At 58.5% G+C, this 19,609-nt stretch carries 13 protein-coding genes and 4 pseudogenes; 4 read left to right on the top strand and 13 right to left on the bottom strand.

Annotated features, from left to right (window positions below):
• Positions 1 to 57: 57 nt before the first annotated feature.
• Positions 58 to 1,260 carry a 3-oxoadipyl-CoA thiolase gene (gene pcaF / locus HF916_RS04045; protein WP_168787898.1) on the top strand — a complete coding sequence of 401 codons (1,203 nt, stop codon included), beginning with the start codon at positions 58 to 60 and terminating at the stop codon, positions 1,258 to 1,260.
• A gap of 1,135 nt (positions 1,261 to 2,395) precedes the next feature.
• Positions 2,396 to 2,836 (top strand): annotated as a pseudogene (locus HF916_RS50340) (reverse transcriptase domain-containing protein); the annotation flags it as partial.
• Here HF916_RS50340 and HF916_RS04035 read toward each other — a convergent pair.
• Positions 2,789 to 4,567: a recombinase family protein gene (locus HF916_RS04035; protein WP_206001777.1), complete on the bottom strand. Its 1,779-nt coding sequence runs from the start codon at positions 4,565 to 4,567 to the stop codon at positions 2,789 to 2,791. The pseudogene HF916_RS50340 and the gene HF916_RS04035 sit on opposite strands and share 48 nt — an antisense overlap.
• Before the next feature lie 340 nt (positions 4,568 to 4,907).
• Here HF916_RS04035 and HF916_RS04030 point away from each other — a divergent pair, with 340 nt between their 5' ends.
• A complete protein-coding gene (locus HF916_RS04030) occupies positions 4,908 to 5,558 on the top strand; it encodes a group II intron maturase-specific domain-containing protein (RefSeq protein ID WP_168787897.1) in 651 nt (216 codons plus the stop codon).
• 83 nt (positions 5,559 to 5,641) lie between these two features.
• On the opposite strand, the pseudogene HF916_RS04025 reads toward HF916_RS04030, so the two are convergent.
• The 3 pseudogenes from HF916_RS04025 to HF916_RS04015 form a co-directional block, all read right to left on the bottom strand.
• Positions 5,642 to 6,067, bottom strand: a pseudogene (locus tag HF916_RS04025) (transposase); the annotation flags it as partial.
• Positions 6,068 to 6,108: 41 nt separating this feature from the next.
• Positions 6,109 to 7,685: pseudogene (locus HF916_RS04020) on the bottom strand (IS3 family transposase).
• 63 nt (positions 7,686 to 7,748) lie between these two features.
• Positions 7,749 to 8,450: pseudogene (locus tag HF916_RS04015) on the bottom strand (ISL3 family transposase); the annotation flags it as partial.
• Here HF916_RS04015 and HF916_RS04010 point away from each other — a divergent pair.
• Positions 8,352 to 8,576: a hypothetical protein gene (locus HF916_RS04010; protein WP_168787320.1), complete on the top strand. Its 225-nt coding sequence runs from the start codon at positions 8,352 to 8,354 to the stop codon at positions 8,574 to 8,576. The pseudogene HF916_RS04015 and the gene HF916_RS04010 sit on opposite strands and share 99 nt — an antisense overlap.
• 270 nt (positions 8,577 to 8,846) lie before the next feature.
• Here HF916_RS04010 and HF916_RS04005 read toward each other — a convergent pair whose 3' ends face one another.
• The 9 genes from HF916_RS04005 to HF916_RS03960 all read right to left on the bottom strand — a co-directional run bounded on the left by HF916_RS04005 (position 8,847) and on the right by HF916_RS03960 (position 19,512).
• On the bottom strand, positions 8,847 to 9,839 hold the full coding sequence (locus tag HF916_RS04005; RefSeq protein WP_168787896.1) for a LysR family transcriptional regulator: 993 nt from the start codon (positions 9,837 to 9,839) through the stop codon (positions 8,847 to 8,849).
• Positions 9,840 to 9,898: 59 nt separating this feature from the next.
• Entirely contained in the window at positions 9,899 to 11,452 is a 1,554-nt protein-coding gene (locus tag HF916_RS04000; protein ID WP_168787895.1) for an MFS transporter, read from the bottom strand.
• A complete protein-coding gene (locus HF916_RS03995) occupies positions 11,449 to 11,958 on the bottom strand; it encodes a MerR family transcriptional regulator (RefSeq protein ID WP_168787894.1) in 510 nt (169 codons plus the stop codon). Before HF916_RS03995 ends, HF916_RS04000 begins: the two co-directional genes overlap by 4 nt.
• Positions 11,959 to 12,731: 773 nt before the next feature.
• Positions 12,732 to 13,745: an alcohol dehydrogenase catalytic domain-containing protein gene (locus HF916_RS03985; protein WP_168787892.1), complete on the bottom strand. Its 1,014-nt coding sequence runs from the start codon at positions 13,743 to 13,745 to the stop codon at positions 12,732 to 12,734.
• A 10-nt stretch (positions 13,746 to 13,755) separates the two neighbouring features.
• Positions 13,756 to 14,421 (bottom strand): NADPH-dependent F420 reductase, encoded by a 666-nt coding sequence (locus HF916_RS03980; RefSeq protein WP_168787891.1) that lies wholly within the window; start codon positions 14,419 to 14,421, stop codon positions 13,756 to 13,758.
• A gap of 59 nt (positions 14,422 to 14,480) precedes the next feature.
• On the bottom strand, positions 14,481 to 15,866 hold the full coding sequence (locus tag HF916_RS03975) for an MmgE/PrpD family protein (RefSeq protein WP_168787890.1): 1,386 nt from the start codon (positions 15,864 to 15,866) through the stop codon (positions 14,481 to 14,483).
• Positions 15,867 to 16,012: 146 nt separating this feature from the next.
• On the bottom strand, positions 16,013 to 16,555 hold the full coding sequence (locus tag HF916_RS03970) for a nuclear transport factor 2 family protein (protein ID WP_168787889.1): 543 nt from the start codon (positions 16,553 to 16,555) through the stop codon (positions 16,013 to 16,015).
• 47 nt (positions 16,556 to 16,602) lie between these two features.
• Positions 16,603 to 18,024, bottom strand: coding sequence for an MmgE/PrpD family protein (locus HF916_RS03965; RefSeq protein ID WP_168787888.1), 1,422 nt, complete (start codon positions 18,022 to 18,024; stop codon positions 16,603 to 16,605).
• Positions 18,025 to 18,330: 306 nt separating this feature from the next.
• On the bottom strand, positions 18,331 to 19,512 hold the full coding sequence (locus HF916_RS03960) for a porin (protein ID WP_168787887.1): 1,182 nt from the start codon (positions 19,510 to 19,512) through the stop codon (positions 18,331 to 18,333).
• Positions 19,513 to 19,609 lie beyond the last annotated feature (97 nt).

The raw sequence follows: 19,609 nt of genomic DNA, 5'->3' as shown, positions 1-19,609 counted from the left end.
TTCCAATGCGGAATAGAAACATGAGCGTCACTACAAACCCACACTGGAGAAAGTTAAATGAGCGAAGCGCTTCTGTGCGATGCTATCCGTACGCCGATTGGCCGTTACGCCGGCTCGCTGTCGTCGGTTCGCGCCGACGATCTGGGCGCGGTGCCGCTCAAGGCGCTGATGGAGCGCAACAAGGACGTCGACTGGAGCGCGATTGACGACGTGATCTACGGCTGCGCAAACCAGGCCGGTGACGACAACCGCAACGTCGCGCGTATGTCGCTGTTGCTGGCCGGTCTACCGCAAGGCGTGCCGGGCTCCACAGTGAACCGCCTGTGCGGCTCGGGTATGGACGCAGTCGGCATTGCGGCGCGCGCGATCAAGTCGGGCGAGGCCGCCTTGATGGTGGCCGGCGGTGTCGAAAGCATGAGCCGCGCGCCGTTCGTGATGGGCAAGGCGCCCACAGCATTTTCGCGTCAGGCCGAGATCTACGACACGACGATCGGCTGGCGCTTCGTCAACCCGCGGATGAAGAAGCTGTACGGCGTCGACTCGATGCCGGAGACCGCCGAAAACGTCGCGACCGACTACAACATCAGTCGCGCCGATCAGGACGCGTTCGCGCTGCGCAGCCAGCAGAAAGCCGCACGCGCGCAACGCGACGGCACGCTCGCGCAGGAGATTGTCGGTGTGACTATCGCGCAGAAGGAGGGCGATCCGATCACGGTCTTGCAGGACGAGCATCCGCGCGAAACCAGCCTTGAAACGCTAGCCAAGCTGAAAGGCGTGGTGCGGGCGGACGGCACGGTCACGGCAGGCAATGCGTCGGGCGTGAACGACGGCGCGGCGGCCTTGCTGCTGGCCAACGAAGCCACCGCGAAGCGCTTCGGCCTGACGCCGCGTGCTCGCGTGCTGGGTATCGCCACAGCCGGCGTTGCGCCGCGCGTGATGGGCATCGGCCCGGCGCCCGCCACGCAAAAATTGCTGGCGCGCCTGAACATGACCATCAATCAGTTCGACGTGATCGAACTGAACGAAGCGTTCGCGTCGCAAGGCCTTGCCGTGCTGCGCGCGCTGGACGTGGCCGACGACGACGCTCGCGTGAATCCGAACGGCGGCGCGATTGCACTCGGCCACCCGCTCGGCATGAGCGGCGCGCGTCTGGTGACGACCGCGATGTATCAGCTGCATCGCACGCAAGGCCGTTTTGCGCTTTGCACGATGTGTATTGGTGTCGGCCAGGGCATTGCAATCGCGATAGAGCGATTGTAATTGAGCCATAAAGGTCGGAGACGGAGGCACTACTGTGATGACGGATTTCGAGCAACGCAGGCGGGACGCAGCAGCTTGGGCTAATCAGGAAGACGCCGAGTTATGGCGAGCCTTCTCCCGCCTGTACGAAGAGCGTCGGATCCGATGGTGTGACTCCGCACGTGGTTGGCTCGTTTCGATAGACCACCGTCACATGTCGACGGCGTCGAGCTTCGATCAGGCGATTCGTTTGGCAATCGCCGTTCACGGACCGGAGGCTGCACCAGGGACGTGTCAGACCCTCCCTTCGCAAGGAGCTAGGTATGTTTTCAAAACCCACGGCCCCCCTGATATGCAAGGCGATACCTGCCGGACACAGTACGGCGATCTCGCGACATGCAGTTAGAGCACTGAAGCGCATCGCAATAGAGTGTTTGGCTTGACTCTTTGTTTTCGGAAAACGTTGCCGACGTCAATACGAATTTCCGGGCTCTTTTGAAAACGGAGTGGGGTGTGCCAAGAACGCGAGCATCAACTGACCGATGTTTGCGGTGCTTTACCAAAGATGAAGGAAGGCCCTTCGGAGTCGGCTTGCAGGAGCAGGCTTCAAACCGCCACAAGCTGCGTGGGTAAAGAGCCCTCGTGGTGAGCGTTGTTGGAAAAGGCAGGGATTTACTCTGTCAGGTAGGGATCAAAGAGACGAACGTAAGTGAACCGCTGATGACGTGTCGATAATTTCACGAACTGATGTCAAAACCGGAGAGCCCACTTGCTCCGGGACAAGATTGGGCGATGCCTGCTGACGGCCCAATCGGCATCCGGCATAAAGGCGGCGTGACTTTGATTCAGGCTTTGGTAAGGAACTTGGGAACCTGTCGTCCCGATGTGAAGGGAGAAATCCAAGCGGAAGGCCTCCGCAAGGATGAGAGTACCGATGCGGGGCACAGGGGCGGAGACGTCTGTAGTAGGGTTGAAGGTCCTGCAATGGGACTGGACCGAAGGGGCGTCATCGTCCGGCGTTATCACGTCGGCAACTTGAAAGAGGAGGACCGGAGTGAATAACGCAAAGCCGTTTTGTATTTCCAAGCGAGAGGTGTTGGAGGCGTATAAGCAGGTGAAGGCCAACCGCGGGGCGGCGGGTGTGGACAAGCAGTCGATGACGGAATTCGAGGCAGATCTGAAGGATAATCTGTATCGAATCTGGAATCGGATGTCGTCTGGCAGCTACCTTCCGCCGCCGGTCTTGCGGGTTGACATACCAAAAGACGGGGGTGCGGGGACGAGACCGTTGGGAATACCAACGATTTCAGATCGCATCGCCCAGACGGTGGTCAAGCGATATCTGGAACCACTTGTGGAACCGGTGTTCCACAACGATTCATACGGGTATCGTCCCGGACGGTCAGCGCATCAGGCGCTCGATGTGGCCCGGCAGCGATGCTGGAACCATGACTGGGTGCTGGACCTCGACATCAAGAATTTCTTTGGCAGTATTGATTGGGAACTCATGATGCGGGCGGTGCGCTGCCATACGGACTGTGCGTGGGTGCTACTGTATATCGAGCGCTGGCTCAAGGCGCCTGTGCACATGCCGGACGGGACCGTGGTGAAACCGGATAAGGGCACCCCGCAGGGTGGTGTCGTTACGCCGCCTACAATGTTGCATACTTTTCACTCCATCGTCTGAATCATTCGAATTCTCGCCTGCGAGAAGACCTCCGGGCTGCGGATCGATCCGGAATACGACGAGGATTTCATCCTTGTGGATTTCGACACGCTTGACCAGAGCCAGTACGATCTTGCGCTTCGTTTCGAGATCGATCGTAGCGAGTTTGTCCGTAACGGCACTTGCAAATTCCTCCAGCCGGTTGATGACCAGAAACAGTTCACTTTGAGCCACCCCGTGCTGCCGGGATTCCTGGATCTGCTGATCGACCTGCTCTAGCCGGTTCTTCAACTGCTGTATCTTCGGCTCGAAGTCCGTCCTGTCGATGATACCGTCGGCATAGCTGTCGATGAGCCGCGACTTGCCTTTCTCCAACTGAAACCTTTGCTTTTCCAGGCTGGCTGTGTCGAAGCCACTCTTTTCATTGCGTTCCATCGTCTCCAGTCGTCGTTCGTATTCTTTCTTCAGCCGACCTGGATGCCTCAACAGATCCGCGACCTGCTGCCATACGAGGTCATCGAGCCGATCCGTTCGCACTTGCAGGTTGTCGCAGATGCGTTGACCACCGAAGCGATAGGCATCGGTTCCGACACAGCGGTAATAAGCATAATCTCGCTGATGCCCCTTGGCCGCCGCCTTGCTGATTTTCTTGCCGTAGTACGCGTAACGGCATTGCCCACAAACAGTCAGCCCCTGAAGCAGGTAGAGCGGCGCGTTCTGGCGGCGTTGGCGCGCCAGCTTGCGATTCTCGGCAAGCTGCTCCTGGACTGAATGGAACATCACTTCGCTGACAATCGCCGGCACCGGGATTTCGATCCACTGCTGCGGGTCTGTGCTTGTTGTCGAGTATGTCCTCCTGGGCACTTCGGCGCTGTGGCGTTGGGTACGCACGCGGACATGCGGCAGGCGATCACGAGACTGGGTTTTACCGAATGCCGCTCGCCCCATGTAAGCGGGATTACGCAATATTCCCCATACCACACTACGGTCCCAGTACAGCTTGCCGGATGCCGTCACCGTGCCCGCCTCGGCAAGACGACGAACCACTTCGCCTATGCTCAGCCGGTCCATCCCGATCCACTGGAAGATAGTCTTTACCGTCGCCGCCTGCGGCAGTTCAATCACGTACTGGGCCGGTGTCCCATCGAGCTGCTTGCGGATATAACGGTAACCATAGGGAGCCGTTGATAGCACATTCACGCTTCCACGCTTTGCGCCATGAAGCTTACCGCGTCGATTACGCTCGGTGATCTTTGCCCGTTCGTACTCCGAAATCATGCCCTGCATCTGCAACAGCAGCGACTCTTCCGGTGTCGTGCCAATCTCATGATTGAGAAACACCACCTGCACGCCACACGCAGAGAACTCCTCCATCAGCAATGCCTGGTGTGCATACTTGCGCGCCAGCCGGTCGGGAGACAGGATGTACAGCCGATCAACCAGCCCGAGTGCAGCACGATCCCTGAGTCGCTCTAGCTGCGGTCTGATCAGCGTCGCGCCGCTTATCCCGGCGTCTATGAAGCACATGTCGTCGACAAGCTGCGCATCGTCAGCCGCAATGCGCTCCCTCAGCGCGGCAATCTGGCTTTCAATGGTGCCGCGTTTGGTCTGTTGTTCGGAGGACACCCGCGCGTAGAGCGCGACCGTTGCAGCGTTGCTCATCGCTTACCTCGCTTGATAGCCGCTCGCCGTGTCTCCACGGGCCGAACAGCGGATGGCTGTGCCGTAGCGCGTGAATCTATCGGACTGAGCTGCTCGTACGCCTTCTGCAGCTGTTCGCCGGCATATCGGTTCGGTTCAAAGGCAAGACGGACACGCCAGTTCTTACGTCGTCCTCGGGTCATTGTCGCGCCTCCCTGTCCGCGGGAGCGATGGTCTCAAGGACGAGAACCGCATCGACGTCAGGACATCCTCTGGACCACGGCGCCAGACACTCCCTTGAAATGCGCAGACCCCATTTTACTCGCGAGTTTGCTATGTTGTTGGCGGAGCTATTAGTCCGGTGCTAGCAAATCTGTTTCTTCATTATGCGTTTGACCGGTGGATGCAAAAGTCCTACCCGGACGTGCCGTTCGAGCGTTACGCCGATGACGCCATTTGTCACTGCAAGAGCGAAGCGCAGGCTCGGCGGCTCAAGCAGGAACTGGAGGCGCGGCTTGCGGAGTGCAAGCTGGATCTGCATCCAGAAAAGACCAAAATCGTGTACTGCAAGCAGGCCAACAGGCGTGCCGACTATCCGATCTGTCAGTTCGACTTCCTGGGCTATACGTTCAGACCGCGAAGTGTCATGAGCCGGATGGGTAAGCTGTCCGTTGGCTTCACTCCGGCCGTAAGCAACAAGGCAGCCCGAGCGATGCGTCAGGAGATGCGCCGTAAGGGGCTGTTGCGTCGATACGAGCTGGATCTGAATGACCTGGCGGACCAAACACGCCCGATCCTGCGAGGTTGGATGCAGTACTACGGGCGGTTCACTCGCTCCGCGCTCGCCAAGGCACTGCGTGCGGTTGATGCTGCACTGGTGCACTGGGCGCAACGGAAATACAAGTCTCTCCAGCGCCGTAAGGCACGGGCATGGGTCTGGCTAGCGGGGGTCAAATCTCGTCAGCCCGGCCTGTTCGTCCACTGGGGTATAGAGGCGACGGTTGGGCGATAGGAGCCGGATGAATCGAGAGATTCACGTCCGGATCTGTGAGAGCGTGAGGGTGTGATTCCCTTGCGCTACTCGACTGACGGGGCTCAGCAGGCGTTTTCATTGAAGCGTGAGAAGTCGAGTTTTCCGGCGATGAGAAACAGGACAGTACGCATGGTTTCGAAGCGAGCGTATCCGCGAGCTTTGCGCTTGGCGGCCTGGAACAGGCCGTTGATAGCCTCGATGAAACCGTTGGTCTGAGGAGTCTGAGTCCAGGCAACGATTCCGTCGAAATGTCGGCGAATCAATTGCACCACATCCTTCATCGGTTCGACCTTCGAGCGCATGACGTTGGTGCACCACTGCTGCAACATCTGCGATACGACATTGATTTGTTTGCGCTCGAGAATGTCGCGCAGTTGCTCGCGGTACAGCCATGCCCGGGCAGTACGTTTGGTGCTGTACTGAGTGACGAGCGCCTCGAGGTCGGTCAGTTGGGCCAGATTCAGTTTGTTCGCGTCTTTGAGCAGCGTCCGGAAGTTTTCCAGCTAGTTGTCGCCTCGACGTTTTGAATTCAGGCTGCTTTTAATTCCTGGTTACGGGGTCGTCGAATGTTGACCGTCGGCTCAGCACGATCGGGATTCAGATGCACGACATGAACGCGCTGCCAGTCCCGCGTGGCACCTTTCCATCGTAGCGGATGACGTTCGCGCGCACCCTCGTAGAGCGCCTTGCGGCGCTCGAGGATGTCCTGATCAAGATTCGCATGGCGCTGGGCCGGCGTCACGAAACGGATCGCACTGTGGCGGTGTTCGTGGTTGTACCAGCGCACCAGTTCTGCAACCCAGGTGCGGGCGGCGAACAGGGTATCGAATGCCTCTAACGGATAAGCGGGCCGGTACTTCAGCGTTTTGAACAACGATTCCGAATAGGGGTTGTCGTTGCTCACGCCGGGGCGACTCAACGACGGCATCACGCCCAAGGCCTGCAAGGTGGCAAGCATCGTGGCGCCCTTCATTGGGCCGCCGTTGTCGGAGTGCAAAATTACCTGGTTGGGCTGTATCGCCTCACGCGCGCATAGATCCTTGAGCACCTCGCTGGCCTGGGCGCTACTCTCTTCGGCGTAGACCTGCCAGCCGACGATCTTGCGGCTGAACACGTCCATAAACAGATACAGATAAAAGTACTGCCCGCGGATCGTCGCCGGCAAGTACGTGATGTCCCAACTGTAAAGCTGATTCGGCGCGTCCGCGCGAACCGCTCGTGGTTTGCCGCATGATTTGACCGGCCGTTCACTGCGCCGATGGGCAAGCTGCTTCTCGGCTTTCAGCACCCGATAGAACGTCGACTCCGAGGCGATATAGCGTTGCTGGTCAGCCAGCCGAGGCACGATCTGGCTCGGCGGCAAATGACCAAACTCGGCCGAGTTCGCAACTGCCAGCAGCTCGGTGCGTTCCTCGGCGCTCAGCTTGTGAGATGGCTCATGGTGTCGTAACGAGCGCCCGTCCACCGCGTCAGGTTCGCCACCTTGCCAACGCTGAACCGTCCGTGCGCTCAGCCCCAGCATCTCACACGCGGGCGCCTGGCGAGCCCCCGCCAGGGTCGCCTCGCTGATCAGGCCGATCAATGTCTTGCGCTCTTCAAGGGCTGTCATTCGGCCTCGCCCTCGAACAGCGCACGATACTTTTTTTGCAGCACCAACAGCGCCGCCGCCTCCGCCAGCGCTTTCTCCTTGCGGTTCAATTCGCGCTGTAATTGGACATTGGCTTGCTTCAGATCCCGTACTTCCTGGCCGTTCTCACGCCGACCGCCGGTCCCGCCGACGGCGCAAAAATCCATGCGCCACTGCGTGAGATGATGAGCGAACAGCCCCCGCTCACGACACCACGCGTTCAGTGCTTCGTCGACCAGGCCGTGGCTCTCATGCAAAGCCAGCAGCCGTTCTTCCGGCGACCAGTCTTCTGGACGTTTTGCTAGTCCGGAGCCTGAGCTCCGACCCGCAGCGGCGCTACCTCTCATCCACTTCCTTAATGTCAGTAAATTCATGTTCAATTCGTCGGCCACCGATCCAACCGTGCGGCTCCCGCGCTGCAAAACTTTCGACAGCGCTTGCTCTTTGAACTCGACAGAATACGTTTGTTTCGCCTTCAACCTGCACCTCTGACTCTTCAATTTAAGAAAATTCAGAGGCGACAACTATTGTGACACCGGGGGCGTCCAGCGCATGCCCTTGAGTTGCGGGTCGACCTTCTGTTGTTGCCGACGTACCGTGTCGAGCGCCCTGGACGCGTGAGCGACGACGTGGAACTTGTCGAAGGTCACTCGCGCTTCAGGCAGATGTTCATTGACGCCTTTGATGAAAGCCGGCGACATGTCGATGCTGACCGAGCCGATTTGCCCGGACGTGCCACCATTTCGCCCAGACAGGTCGCGAAGCGTTCAATGGTGCTGGCATCCTTCCCGTTCGTGACGAACACGACCCGCCGCGCCTTCATGTCGGCGACCAGCGTCAGATACTCATGACCGCGCCGGTACGAGGTTTCGTCAATCGCCACCGCCGTCACGTCCGACAGGTCAGCCGCCGCGAGCGCCAGCTCCAAATAGCGCGAACAGATGGCGTGTACTCGATGCCACGACAGGTTGACAGCAAGCGCGACAGCGGCAAACGGCAAACGGCATCTGCTGGGCGAGCATCAGCACGAGTGCCTCGAACAGCAGCGTGAAGCCGTTGAGTTGCCCGACCCAATCAGGTTCGACCAACCGTACCGAGCCATCGGGCAAACGCACACGCGGCACCCGCACTTCCAGAAAACACTCATGCTGGAAGAAATTCAAATGACGCAGACGCTTGATTTGCGTGTCATGAACCGGATGCTCACCTGCAATTCCGGCGTAGGCAAACCGGCTGCCTGCGACCACAGGCTTTTGGAAACAGTCCCTGCATCTGTATTTCGTCTGTCAGGTCGCTTCGCTGCTGCGCTCCGCGCGATCAGCCGTTATCGTGAGAGGCGTTTGTTCAGGGGCTGCGGCCGGCTCCGTTAACGGAATTATTGGACACGATTAGCGCCCAACGGACACCATTAGCGGAATTTGTGAACTTCAACACTTGGCAATGCCGTCTCCGGTGCTGACGAGGGATTTTGTGACGTTCCCTGCTGACGGGCTTCAAACTTCTCAATCAGCGCGATCAAATGACCCATCGTCTGCGAAGAAGCTTCACAGGATAGTTGATCCCATAGCTGGTCGCATCGCGCTACCGCATTAAGATGTTCTTCCTCGAGTTCACAGGCGCTGCACATGGCAGCAGTTCGTTCATGCTATGTTCTTTTCGGACGCGAGTGGCTCTGCTGTCAGCGGTGCCGGCGCGAAGTACGCGGTCTCACGAAAGTCTGCCCTATGCGCTTCCAGCATCGGGGGTATAACGTCCTGCAGGAATTCGACGAAGGTTCTGATCTTCGCGTCAAGATAGCGGCGTGAGGTGTAGAGCGCGTAGGCCGCCAGTGGCTGAAGCCGATAAGCTGGCAGTATGCGCACGAGCGAGCCGTCGCGCAGTGCGGATGCAGCCGTCGACATCGGTAACGCGCCGATGCCAATTCCCTCCTTCAGAGCCACCGACAGCGCTTCGGCTACATTGGTCCGGAAACCCGCCTCGGGAAAATTAACAGTCTCGATACCATCTGGCCCCTCCAGCAGCCAGCGATCCTTGGCGTATACCGTTGAAACCAGCTGGAAGCAGGCATGTCGTGAAAGCTCGTCAACGTCACGGGGCGTGCCGTATTCGCGCAGATATGCAGGCGCGGCACATAACGAACTATGCAAAGTACCCAATCGGTGAGCGACCAGGCTTGAATCGGGCAGTTCGGCTACGGTCAATTGAATGCTGACGTCATATCCTTCGTCCAGGATGTCGGGTTGATGCTGCGACAGCGTCAGGTTGACCGACACGAATGGATACCGTTTCTTGTAGCGCACAATCGCGGGAACCACGTAGCTCTGGCCGAATCCTGTCGTCGCGTGCACGTGCAACTGGCCGGTAGGCCGGATCTGGGAATCAGCCGCTTCCGCTTCCGCGTGATCGACAATAGCGAGAATCTCCTCGCAGCGTCGCAAATAGCGCATTCCCGACTCGGTCAGAGCGACCTTGCGAGTGGTTCGATTCAATAGCCGCGTGCGCAAGCGTGTTTCAAGTGCAGAGATCGAGCGCGTTACGGCTGGCGCCGCGATATTCAGGCGCCGCGCTGCGGCAGTAAAGCTGCCTTGCTCCGCCACGCAGGTGAAAATCCGCATATTGGTGAATGTGTCCACTGCCTGGATGCTCCTACCGTGCCTTGCACGCGTTCCTATACATGGTTGAATGCACGCGTTCAATCGATCTGGCGTTGTAGCAGGGCAAAGATTCCCCCACAGATTGCGACGCCGGCCAGCAGATAGAACCCGTCGAGCGCACTCAGGAACCTCACCTGTTGCGCGATGACGCGGCTGATCTCGACAGTCGCCAGTTCGTTCGCCTCACTCGTGGTGTGACCCGAGCCCTCGAACGCACGAGTGAGTCCGTTCAGCGTTTGCAGGAAGACCGGGTTGAATGGATTCGCGAACTCGGTCAGCCGCGTCTGATGTAACGCCTGTCGGTGTTGCTCGAAAATGATCATGGTTGCCGTCGAAAAAGAGTAGGTCAATTGTTTGACCATGTTCTTGAAGCGGTAACCGTGATTGAATTCTTCGATGGCGAAAATCCGGAAGGTTACGTTGGCAACTGGCAGCGCGATGAACAGGAGTAGCAGGCCACGCAGCAGGAGAGGCGGCACGAGCCACGGCATGCTGACGTCGGGCGGTAAGTGCACCATCCAGATGCCGATTGCCGCAGCCAGCAAAAAGCCGGGAACGATCATCAGTTTCTTGTGCGTGATAGCGGCCGAATAGCGAAAATAAACAAAGACCATCGTGACGGACGCGAGTGACGTAAAACTGACCAGGCGCCCCGCATTCTCAACCGGGTAGCCAAGGCCACCTTCCAGAAAGCTTGAAACCAGATACCCTAATCCATTGCTCGTATAGTAGAAGAGTATGTACAGTACGATCCCCGTGCGAAAAGTCTTCTCGCGCAACGCATGCAGGCGCACAAGCGGGTTCGGATCATGCCATTGATGCCATACAAACCAGCAGAGTGACAGCAAACCGGCCGTCGTGAGAAACACGAGTTCAGGAGAACCGACGAACAGTTCGAAACGAACCTGCTGCATGACAATCTGAAGGGAGGCCTGCGCAAAAGCAAAGACGATGTATGGCCAGAAGTGTGCGTCGCCGCGTGCCTCAGGTTGCAGCCGGCCAGTCGAAGGCACGGTGAGAAAGGCGAGCAACGCGATCCCTGATCCTGCGAGCGCTGTGCACGTGAAAAGTGCGCGCCAATCGAAGTAAGCGACCAGATAACCGCCAATTAACGGGGCGAGTGCGCTTCCAAGGAGGATCAAAATCAGAAAAAGACGTGTCGCTGTGGCGCGGCGCTGCGGGACGAAGCTGACCTGAATCAAAATCCGGCACGCGCTCATCATCGGACCGATAAAGTAGCCCTGGGCGCCGCGCGCGATCGCGAGCTCGATCGATGACTCGCTGAGTGCTGCGATCGCCGAGCATGTCGCGAAGAGTATCAGGCATCCGGTCAAGTAGCGGCGATGCCCGAGCCGTTCGACCCACCACTGCTGCTGGAGAATGCCGAGCACGGATGCGACAGCATAAGCGCTCGCCGACCAGACCAGTTCGTCCGTGGATGCGTTGATCCCTCCCGCGATGTACCTGGTGAAAAAAGAAAAAATGGAGTTGTCAAAATAGTCGAGCCCGGTAGCGAGCGCAATGACCCACGGCAAAAGGACTTCCCGTCCACGCCTTTCCGTGAACAGCTGTGACGACGGCAGGATGCTCATGCCCCCGTGTCCTCATCTGTGCGCGTTTTTTCTCGCCGCTTGCGAGCTGCCGCCCGCTCACCGATCATGTCTTTCGAATCCGCGCCCGCGATTCGTCTTTCGAGATACTCGAGGTCATCGCTTAGTTCGCCTCTTAACGACTGCGCCTCTTTCAGCTCGCGGCGTACCGCTGAAATGCGCGCATCCATCGCTTCGATCTGCTGCGTCAAAGCCGCGCCTATCTGCCGAAGCGATTCAACCGAATAGCCCCTTCGTCCGTCGCCAATCGGCTCCAGCGGGCGTTTCAGCATCTCGGTGATCGCCTGGAGCGAGAAGCCGAGCGAACTGAGCCGCAGTATGCGAGCGAGATTCTCCAGGTCCCGTTCGCTGTAGAGTCGGTAGCGGCCCTGGCTGCGGATCGGCATGATCAGGCCGCGCTCTTCGTAGTACTTAAGAGTTCTGGGCGTCACGTTGAGCCGTTTGGCGGCATCTCGAACCGTGATGAGGGGGGTGGTTTCAGTTGGCATGCACAGGCCCGCATCGGGAATAATCTCACCTCCATTATACCTAAGCCTGTACGTTCGCGTTCATGTTGGAAGGCAACGCCCCGAAATCAGGATGCGGCAAGGGCAAATGCGGAATTCGCCGCCTTGACGATCAAGCCAGCCGCATCCCGCCGCCGGGCAGCGCGGTCTATACCGTAAGGAAGGGCGCAGTAGACAACATCACCGGCGTGCTCGGTCGTGAACTCGGCCCACGCGGGATTTGCATCAATTCCGGTAAACCCCGACATGGTTGCGACAGAAGACACGCAAACCGCCGGCTTCATGGGGCAGATTTCGAGGGCTCGACTGTCGATGCGACGCCGCTTGCCTCATTGTTGAACAAGCGATATCGCGGGCGTCGCCCTGTTCCTCACCTCCGGCGACGCTCGCTGGATGACCGACGAAAGCCTCGTTGTGAGCGGCGGTTCACGCTAACAGAATTGAGCGAGCGGGGCGTTTCGTGCGTTCGGGTATGAGGTTATATGCCGTCGCGACGCGCGCGCACCGCTTCAGGAGGGCCTGATAGTGCCGCCGGTCAGTTCTTGTCCGGTGGCCGGCCGTTGTATCGAGCGGCGCCAGCGGCGCGGACGTTCAACTTTACCGCCAACACCGCGTCCAGCAGATTCGATCCCGTCGTCAGGTGCGCGATGTAAGCGATAGGTCGTCCATACTCGGCAATCCTGGAGAGGGATGACGCTGCTCCGGCACGATGCGTAGGATCCCTGTCGTTGTTCAGGCTGGAGCGCTTCGAGGGGCTAACGAGGTATTTTTGCAGTGTTCCTTTGGTGCCGCGCCTCGATCTCCTCGATCCGGGCGCTCTCATCTACAATCGTCGACAGGATCAACCTTCCCCTCAGTCCGCCTTTTTCGGCAAGGCGATTGGCCTCGGCGGCTTCGGACATCGGCAGTCGCATCGCAATACGCGGAGTGATCTTGCGGTCACGCAGCAGAGGCGCTAGCGAGGCGAGCAACGCAGTATCCCTGTCACGGTCAAAGACGTTAATGTAGCAGGCACGTACCTGAGGATTAGTAATTGGATGCGATCTGCGTAGCGTCAATGCAGGCCCGAACTCGCGTACGACTGCGGCCGCGCGCTCGCCAAGCAGCGCAGCGTCGACGAGTCCATCGACACCCTGAGGGTAGATTTTTCGGATGGCTGGACCCATGTCGTCGCCCCGTGGAACGATGACGTCCGCACCAAGTAGGCGTAGAAGGCCGATGTCGGATTCTTTGGCATCGGCCACGACCTTCAGACCGGCGAGCTTCGCGAGCTGGATTACATAGCCGCCCACGGCACCTGCGCCACCCGTCACGAACACACTGCTTTCGACAGGCAGCGTGAGCGCCTCGAGGGCAAGCATCGCCGACATGCCGTTCATTGGAACGCTTGCCGCATGCCCCAAATCAATGTCCGGCGATATGGGTACAACCGACGCTGCCGGCACGCGAAGATATTCGGTATGCGCGCCCCCGTCCGGCCTGCGAGCGTTGACGATGCCCATTACTGGCGCTCCGACCGTAAGCCTGGAATCAGACGCATCGCCAAGGCTATGCACGACTCCCGCAAACTCAGAGCCGGCAATATAGGGCGGGTTAAGGCCGCTCATCAATGACGCCTGTCGGCCGTCACGCATCATGATGTCTGTCGGAGAAACGGTTGAAGCGATTACTTTGACCACTACATCGTCCGCATCAGGCGTAGGCATCGCACGGTGAATCAGATGAAGTACTTCGGGCCCACCGAACCTGTCAAATGCTACGGTCAACATTTTGCGCCCATCATCGCCAGGACCCGTGCGGCAGTTCCTTGTCACGCTCAGCACACGCTAGTGCACGACGCAACTGCGCGAGGGTGAGGGGAAAGCAATAGGCTGGCTTCGCTCGCTCAAAGCGCCAACTGTCCGCCAGCGTGCCGGCATCGAGCGCGTCAAACCCCAATTGCACGCAAAGATCCGCGACAAGCACTTTTGCTGCGGCGTCGTCCCCAGCGATGGGCAGTGCACGACGGTCTCTGTCGATAAGCGGGCGACGATCGCTCCGCAGATCGTGTGCCAGGATAGCATTGAAGGCCTTGACTACCCGCGAGCGATTCAGGTGTCTTGCAACCCGCTCGCTCGTCGTTGTCCGGTGCTCGTCGAGCTCTGTAATCACACCGTCCCGCTCCGGATAGTAGTTCATTGCATCGACAACGATCTTTTCTGCGAGCGGCCTGGCGGGGACGTCGTCAAGTGCATGCAGTGGTAAAGCAGCAATGACGATTTCGCCAAAATCTGCAGCTTCGCCAAGCGTGCCGACACAGCAGCCAAGGTCCGTTGCTCGGTTCGCGAGCGCGTCCGGATGACGCGACGACAACATGACGGTATGCCCAGACTTTACGAGCAGGCTTCCGAGTGTGCCGCCCATCGCGCCAGCGCCCAAGACGCCAATCCTGAATCCTGGTTTCATCAGGTGATCTCCTTCTGTTGACAGTACCGGGCGAAGACGAGCGGACTGCCGTGATCTCGTTACCGCTGTAACAGCGTCGTTATGTCCCGAACCGACATCGTCGGTTCCCACGCATCGATAAGACCGAATAGCTGATCGGCTTGGCGCTGACCAATCACTTCGTGAGTTAATTCATCGAGCTTGGCCTGGAACTGTGCCGGGGGATATGGCCTTAGCACGCTGCCTGTCGCGCGCTCCTGGAAGAGATGCTCAGACGAGCCGTCCTTGAAATGGACCCTCGCGTCGGCCACGAAATGGCGCGGATAAGCTTGATCAAGTGCCTCGGAGACAGTCAGGTGGATCTTGCGCGCAAAGTCGATGACTTCCGAATCGGCCGTCAGATTCAGACGCCCTTCAAGAAAATCACGATGTGTGCGATATCCGTTGCCCTTGCCCAAAGCTGACAGCGCCATCTGCACCGGAAGCGAGTACTGCAATTCCTCAATATTGCGCGGCGCGTAGATATGAGCATTGCGCGTTCCGACAATGGCATCCGCCATCGTCTGGATATTCGCATCGATGCGAGTAATCTCGCCGGCGTGCTCCCGCACGTTGGCCATCACCTCGATATACGCGTGATTGGCGGCGCAACAACAGTACGCCTTGAACGACATCTGCTGAAGTTGCAACGGTGCGTCGGTGCGAAAATCGCTGATCGCCTCCGTTCCAACAGACTTGCGAATAAACGTGCGGTAAAAGCCACGATCGCCTGTCAGGAAGCGGAGCGGTCCGGTGATGCCAGCGCGGGCGAGTTCCACGGATTCGATGCCGTTGCGCACTGCCAGCCCCGCATGCGCGCGTTTGACCGAACCGCCGGTTGACGCATATTCGGTTGTCCCGCTCGCATGGCTCAGGGCAATCGCGAGCGCGTGCAGCGTTTGCTCTTCATCGAGTTGATACAGCTTCGCCGCCACCGCCGCCGCCCCGAAATTTGCCAGAACCGAATGAGGTTGCCAGCCTGCGTTGAGCAGATCCGGTGACGCCAGGCGCCCGATCCGCACATAGGTCTCATATCCCGCAACGAGCGCTGTCGCGACCTGCTCGAGACTGGCGCCAATATGCTCGCCGACTGCAAATGCCGTGGGTACGACGCAACAGCCCGGATGCGCATTGCCCGCGAAATCGTCGTATTCAAAGCCGTGACCATAGGCTGCATTCAGATACGCCGCATCCGCCGGCGTCGACTTGAAACCCTCAGCGACAATTGTTGCGTCCCCCGCACGGGGATCCCGGAAGCGACGGACCTGCTTTGACCACGGCAGCTGCGACGATCCAATCTGGATTGCCAGTTGATCCTTGACCAGCCGTTTCATGTCCTCCAGCGCACCGTCACTGATATCTCGGGGACTGAAATTAACCACGAATTGTGCAACGGCACGCTCTAACGTTTGGGAATCGTCATTCATACAGCACCACCTCCGTGTGATGTGAGCACCCGATATAGGTCGGCAGGCACGACGCTGAGCATCCGCGCCCGTGCGCTCATTCTTTCAGTTCAACCCGTTGTCAAACGTGGGTTTGACAACGCGATCAGCGACCCCTTGGCCGCGCTTCAATCCAGATGCCGACGGGCCACGTTGCCTTCGCGAATCGCATACACCGGGTCACTCGTATCCTTGGCGGAAAACCGGAAAAGATGCGAGCTGTCCTGTTGCTCAAGTACCGCATCGAGACGATTCCATTCGTCGACCACGACGCGTTCGCTGATACGCCAGACGTTATCCCGCCGCTCATGACGATCGACGAAGCGCAGCGCCCGCGTGCGCGTGTACGCTTGACCGCCGCGCTCAAACGCCCGATATGCCAGTACATAAGCCTCGGAGTAGGCGACGTCCCCATCGATTTCGATCAGGATATTGCCCATGAAATGCATCGCACGGGCACTTCCCGGCTTCACCAGGCCTACGATATGGTCCGCCACTTCGTCGCCTCGCGAGAGCCAGTTCCCATGATCGTCGCGCGCGTCGGGGTGGAAACAACTGGCAATCAGGGCGGAGTCGCATCGATCAACACCGCGACAGTACCGCGCGAGCAATTCGCGAATCGTCTTCTCGTCCAGCAAGGCTAGCAGCTTCTCTTCCTGTGCTTCGGTCATGATAATGCGCTCTCCGCTTACGTTTTGCCGTTCGGGCATCCATCGCGTTACTTTGACAGGAGCTGGATCACGCTGCTGATATCTGAAACGTCTTCCAGCGAAAGAAGTGCATCGATCGCGTGCGCTACGTTGCGTGGCGCCACCACACCTTCTGCATTGCGGTCAAACTTGGCGGCTAATTCCGCATTCGTCATCCTGGTCTGTGGATCCGGTGAGAGGCTGCCTTTCGGGTAGCGCTTTTCTCCCACGAAGGACTGGCCTCGGGCGCGGACTTCGATTCTGGCAGGACGACTGGCCGCATTACCGACCAATAGATTTTCATAGTCCGGATGGATTTCAAAGCTGACTTTATCCATCAGAGCAAGGACCGACGGGTTGAATACCACTTCTGGCGATTGCCATTCCTTGCCCGGCGGAATTCGATGGGCGCCGACTGACAGTCCATGCGCTACGCTGAATTGTGCATCGGTGACGTGCTCGATATCGCGAAGAAGCCAAAGCGGCTGCATGACGAAGCCCTCGACCCACGCCTTGATGCTCTCGATTTCGCCTGGTTTCAGATCATTGGTTTCGACGATCTCCGTCAGGCAGTCGAGCAGCCCATGAAGGATCCGGCAATGGGGATAGGGCTTGTAAGTCTGCTCTCGCGGAAAGCCCCATTCATCGCCAAGTCCGGCTGCGATGTGTTGTGGTTCCCAGCGTGTACTGCCAATAATGCGGCGATAGCCGAATTCGGCGTCGTCCAGCATGCGCCAATCGCCTCGATGTCCAAATTCTGCCAGATGCGCCGCAGCCATCGCAGACTGCACCAACGGCCCGGCCGCGGTGTACTTGATGGTTGTCGCTGGCGCATGCTGTGACCATACCCAATGAGAATTGACTGGCGATATGCTGCCAGCGATACCTAACGCGTCTGCCAACACCTCTTTCGAATAGCCCTTGATTCGACCGATTGCAGCAGTGGCGCCAAACACGGTGCTGGCGTAGCCGTAGACGGGCGGAGGGGACACCTTGCCGTTCTTGATGTCGCGCAAATAGTCTGTCGCTTTACCGATGCGATTCGACATCTCGTGCGAAATAGCGATGGCGCAAATGAGTTCTTTCCCGGAGCCGCGACTGGCTTCCGATACCGCTAGCGCGCCGGGAAGCACATAGGGGCTGACATGTCCCGGCGGTAGCACCGCGTCGAAATCAAGGGCGTTAATCAATTCGCCGTTTGCGAAAGATGCCGCAACGGTCGACACACGCTCACCGGTGCCCAGAATGGTGGCTTGTGCGCCTGGCACGCCGGCGCCCATGATGCGGGCATAGTCGACGCCTATGGTCCCCTTCGAATGGCTAAGTCCGCCCAGCGCACATCCGATGGAATCGAGCAGGATTCGTTTGCTTTCTTCTACGACGTTTGACGGGAGTTGTTCGTACGTGATCTGCGCGGTGAAATTGGCAAGCGTTTCGACAAGTGTGCTCATGCGCACGTCTCCTTATGAATTGAGTGTTACAGAACCTGGCGCGTACTCGTCCGATTGCAGTAGCGGGTTGCTTTAATTCTGAGTCAGTTTTCTTGCGGAACCATAGCTTCCATTATTCGACCGGTTTTAAATCAGGTGCATGGTTTCTCGGTAGGGAACCACCCCGGGTCTCGCGGTGGTTCCACACGACGCTTTTGAGGTGTTGCCCAGAAAGGCAGTTCGATCGTCCCCGAACGTATACGGGAGGGTCCAGATCGGTTTACCCATTCACGGCAATATTCTCCACGGCGGTATTCTCGTCAATCTTCAGAACTTATGCCGGATCGCAACGCGAAACATGGCCTGTCGATCGGAGGTGGAAGGCGTGATGCCGTTGATTGAAGCGACCGCGGTTTTTCCGGTCGAGTCGGTACCGCTTGCTTTCTGGAAGGTTGCCGTGGTGTAGACGTCCGTTCGCTTGGAGAGAAAATAATCGATGCCCAGTGCGCCCTGATTGTATGTCGCACTGCCCATTCCGCTAGCGCCGCTATTTCTCGTGTACACGTACGATGCGCCGGCCAGCAAGGCAGGTGTAATCTGATATTTAAAATTCAGTTCAGCGTTATTGAACGTCGCGGTGCCGCTTACCCCCCCAGCCGGAACCGGGCCGGAAGTGCGGTCACCCAGAGACATAAACTTGACGTTTGTATATACAGCACCAATGGTGGCCGCACCAAAGCCGTACGCGCCTGCAGCTGCGATAACCTGCTGAGTATGTGCCGACGCATAGGCAGAAATGATGGGGGACGCGCCGAAGTTTGAGCCAGGGACACCGTCCGCGGTCGGTGCGACGGTGCCGCCGGCGCCATAAAACGACGTGTTGGGATTACGTACGTTGAGATATCCAACGCCTAATTGCAACGGACCGTTGGCGTAGCTTGCGCCGAGCGACCAGATCTGATTGCGGGTGACATTGCCCGTCACGCCGCCCAGGGCGTAGACGCCGCCGAAACGAAGGCCGCCATAGGTAGCGCTCGTGTATTTGATGGCGTTGTTCGTTCTGGCCGTATTGTTCATATTGTCCGTATCGCTTGGGTGGGCAACGAACGTCCCGCCCCATTGTTCTCCCGCCCCGAGTGGACCGATATAGTCGACGACCGAATCATACTGGCGGCCCAGTGTCACGGTTCCGTAGGGACTTGAAAGTCCAACATAAGCCTGACGGCCGAACATCAGTCCACCCTGTCCGAGCTTACCGGTGTTGACGTCAAAGCCATTTTCGATGTCGAATATCGCCGACAGCCCGCCGCCCAGGTCCTCGGTGCCGCGCAGGCCAAAACGGCTTCCCTGCAGTACGCCACTGGACAGATAGTATTGACGGTTCCCGTTCGAATTGGTGTTGAAGTTGAAACCCTCGTCCACGATGCCATAAAGCGTAACGCTGCTTTGTGCGCAGGCAATTCCGCTCGTGATGCCAAGGCACATGCCGAAAAGTACGGACTTCTTCATCGGAGATCTCCACTTATTTATAGATAGCTTGATTGACGGACTAACTGGGGTTTCCAGGGGATAGTGATCGGTATGTGCGATTCGAGTGAGTGACGCT

It is taken from the genome of Paraburkholderia aromaticivorans, assembly GCF_012689525.1.
Classification (GTDB): domain Bacteria; phylum Pseudomonadota; class Gammaproteobacteria; order Burkholderiales; family Burkholderiaceae; genus Paraburkholderia; species Paraburkholderia aromaticivorans_A.
This window is presented reverse-complemented; position numbering and strand designations above follow the sequence as displayed.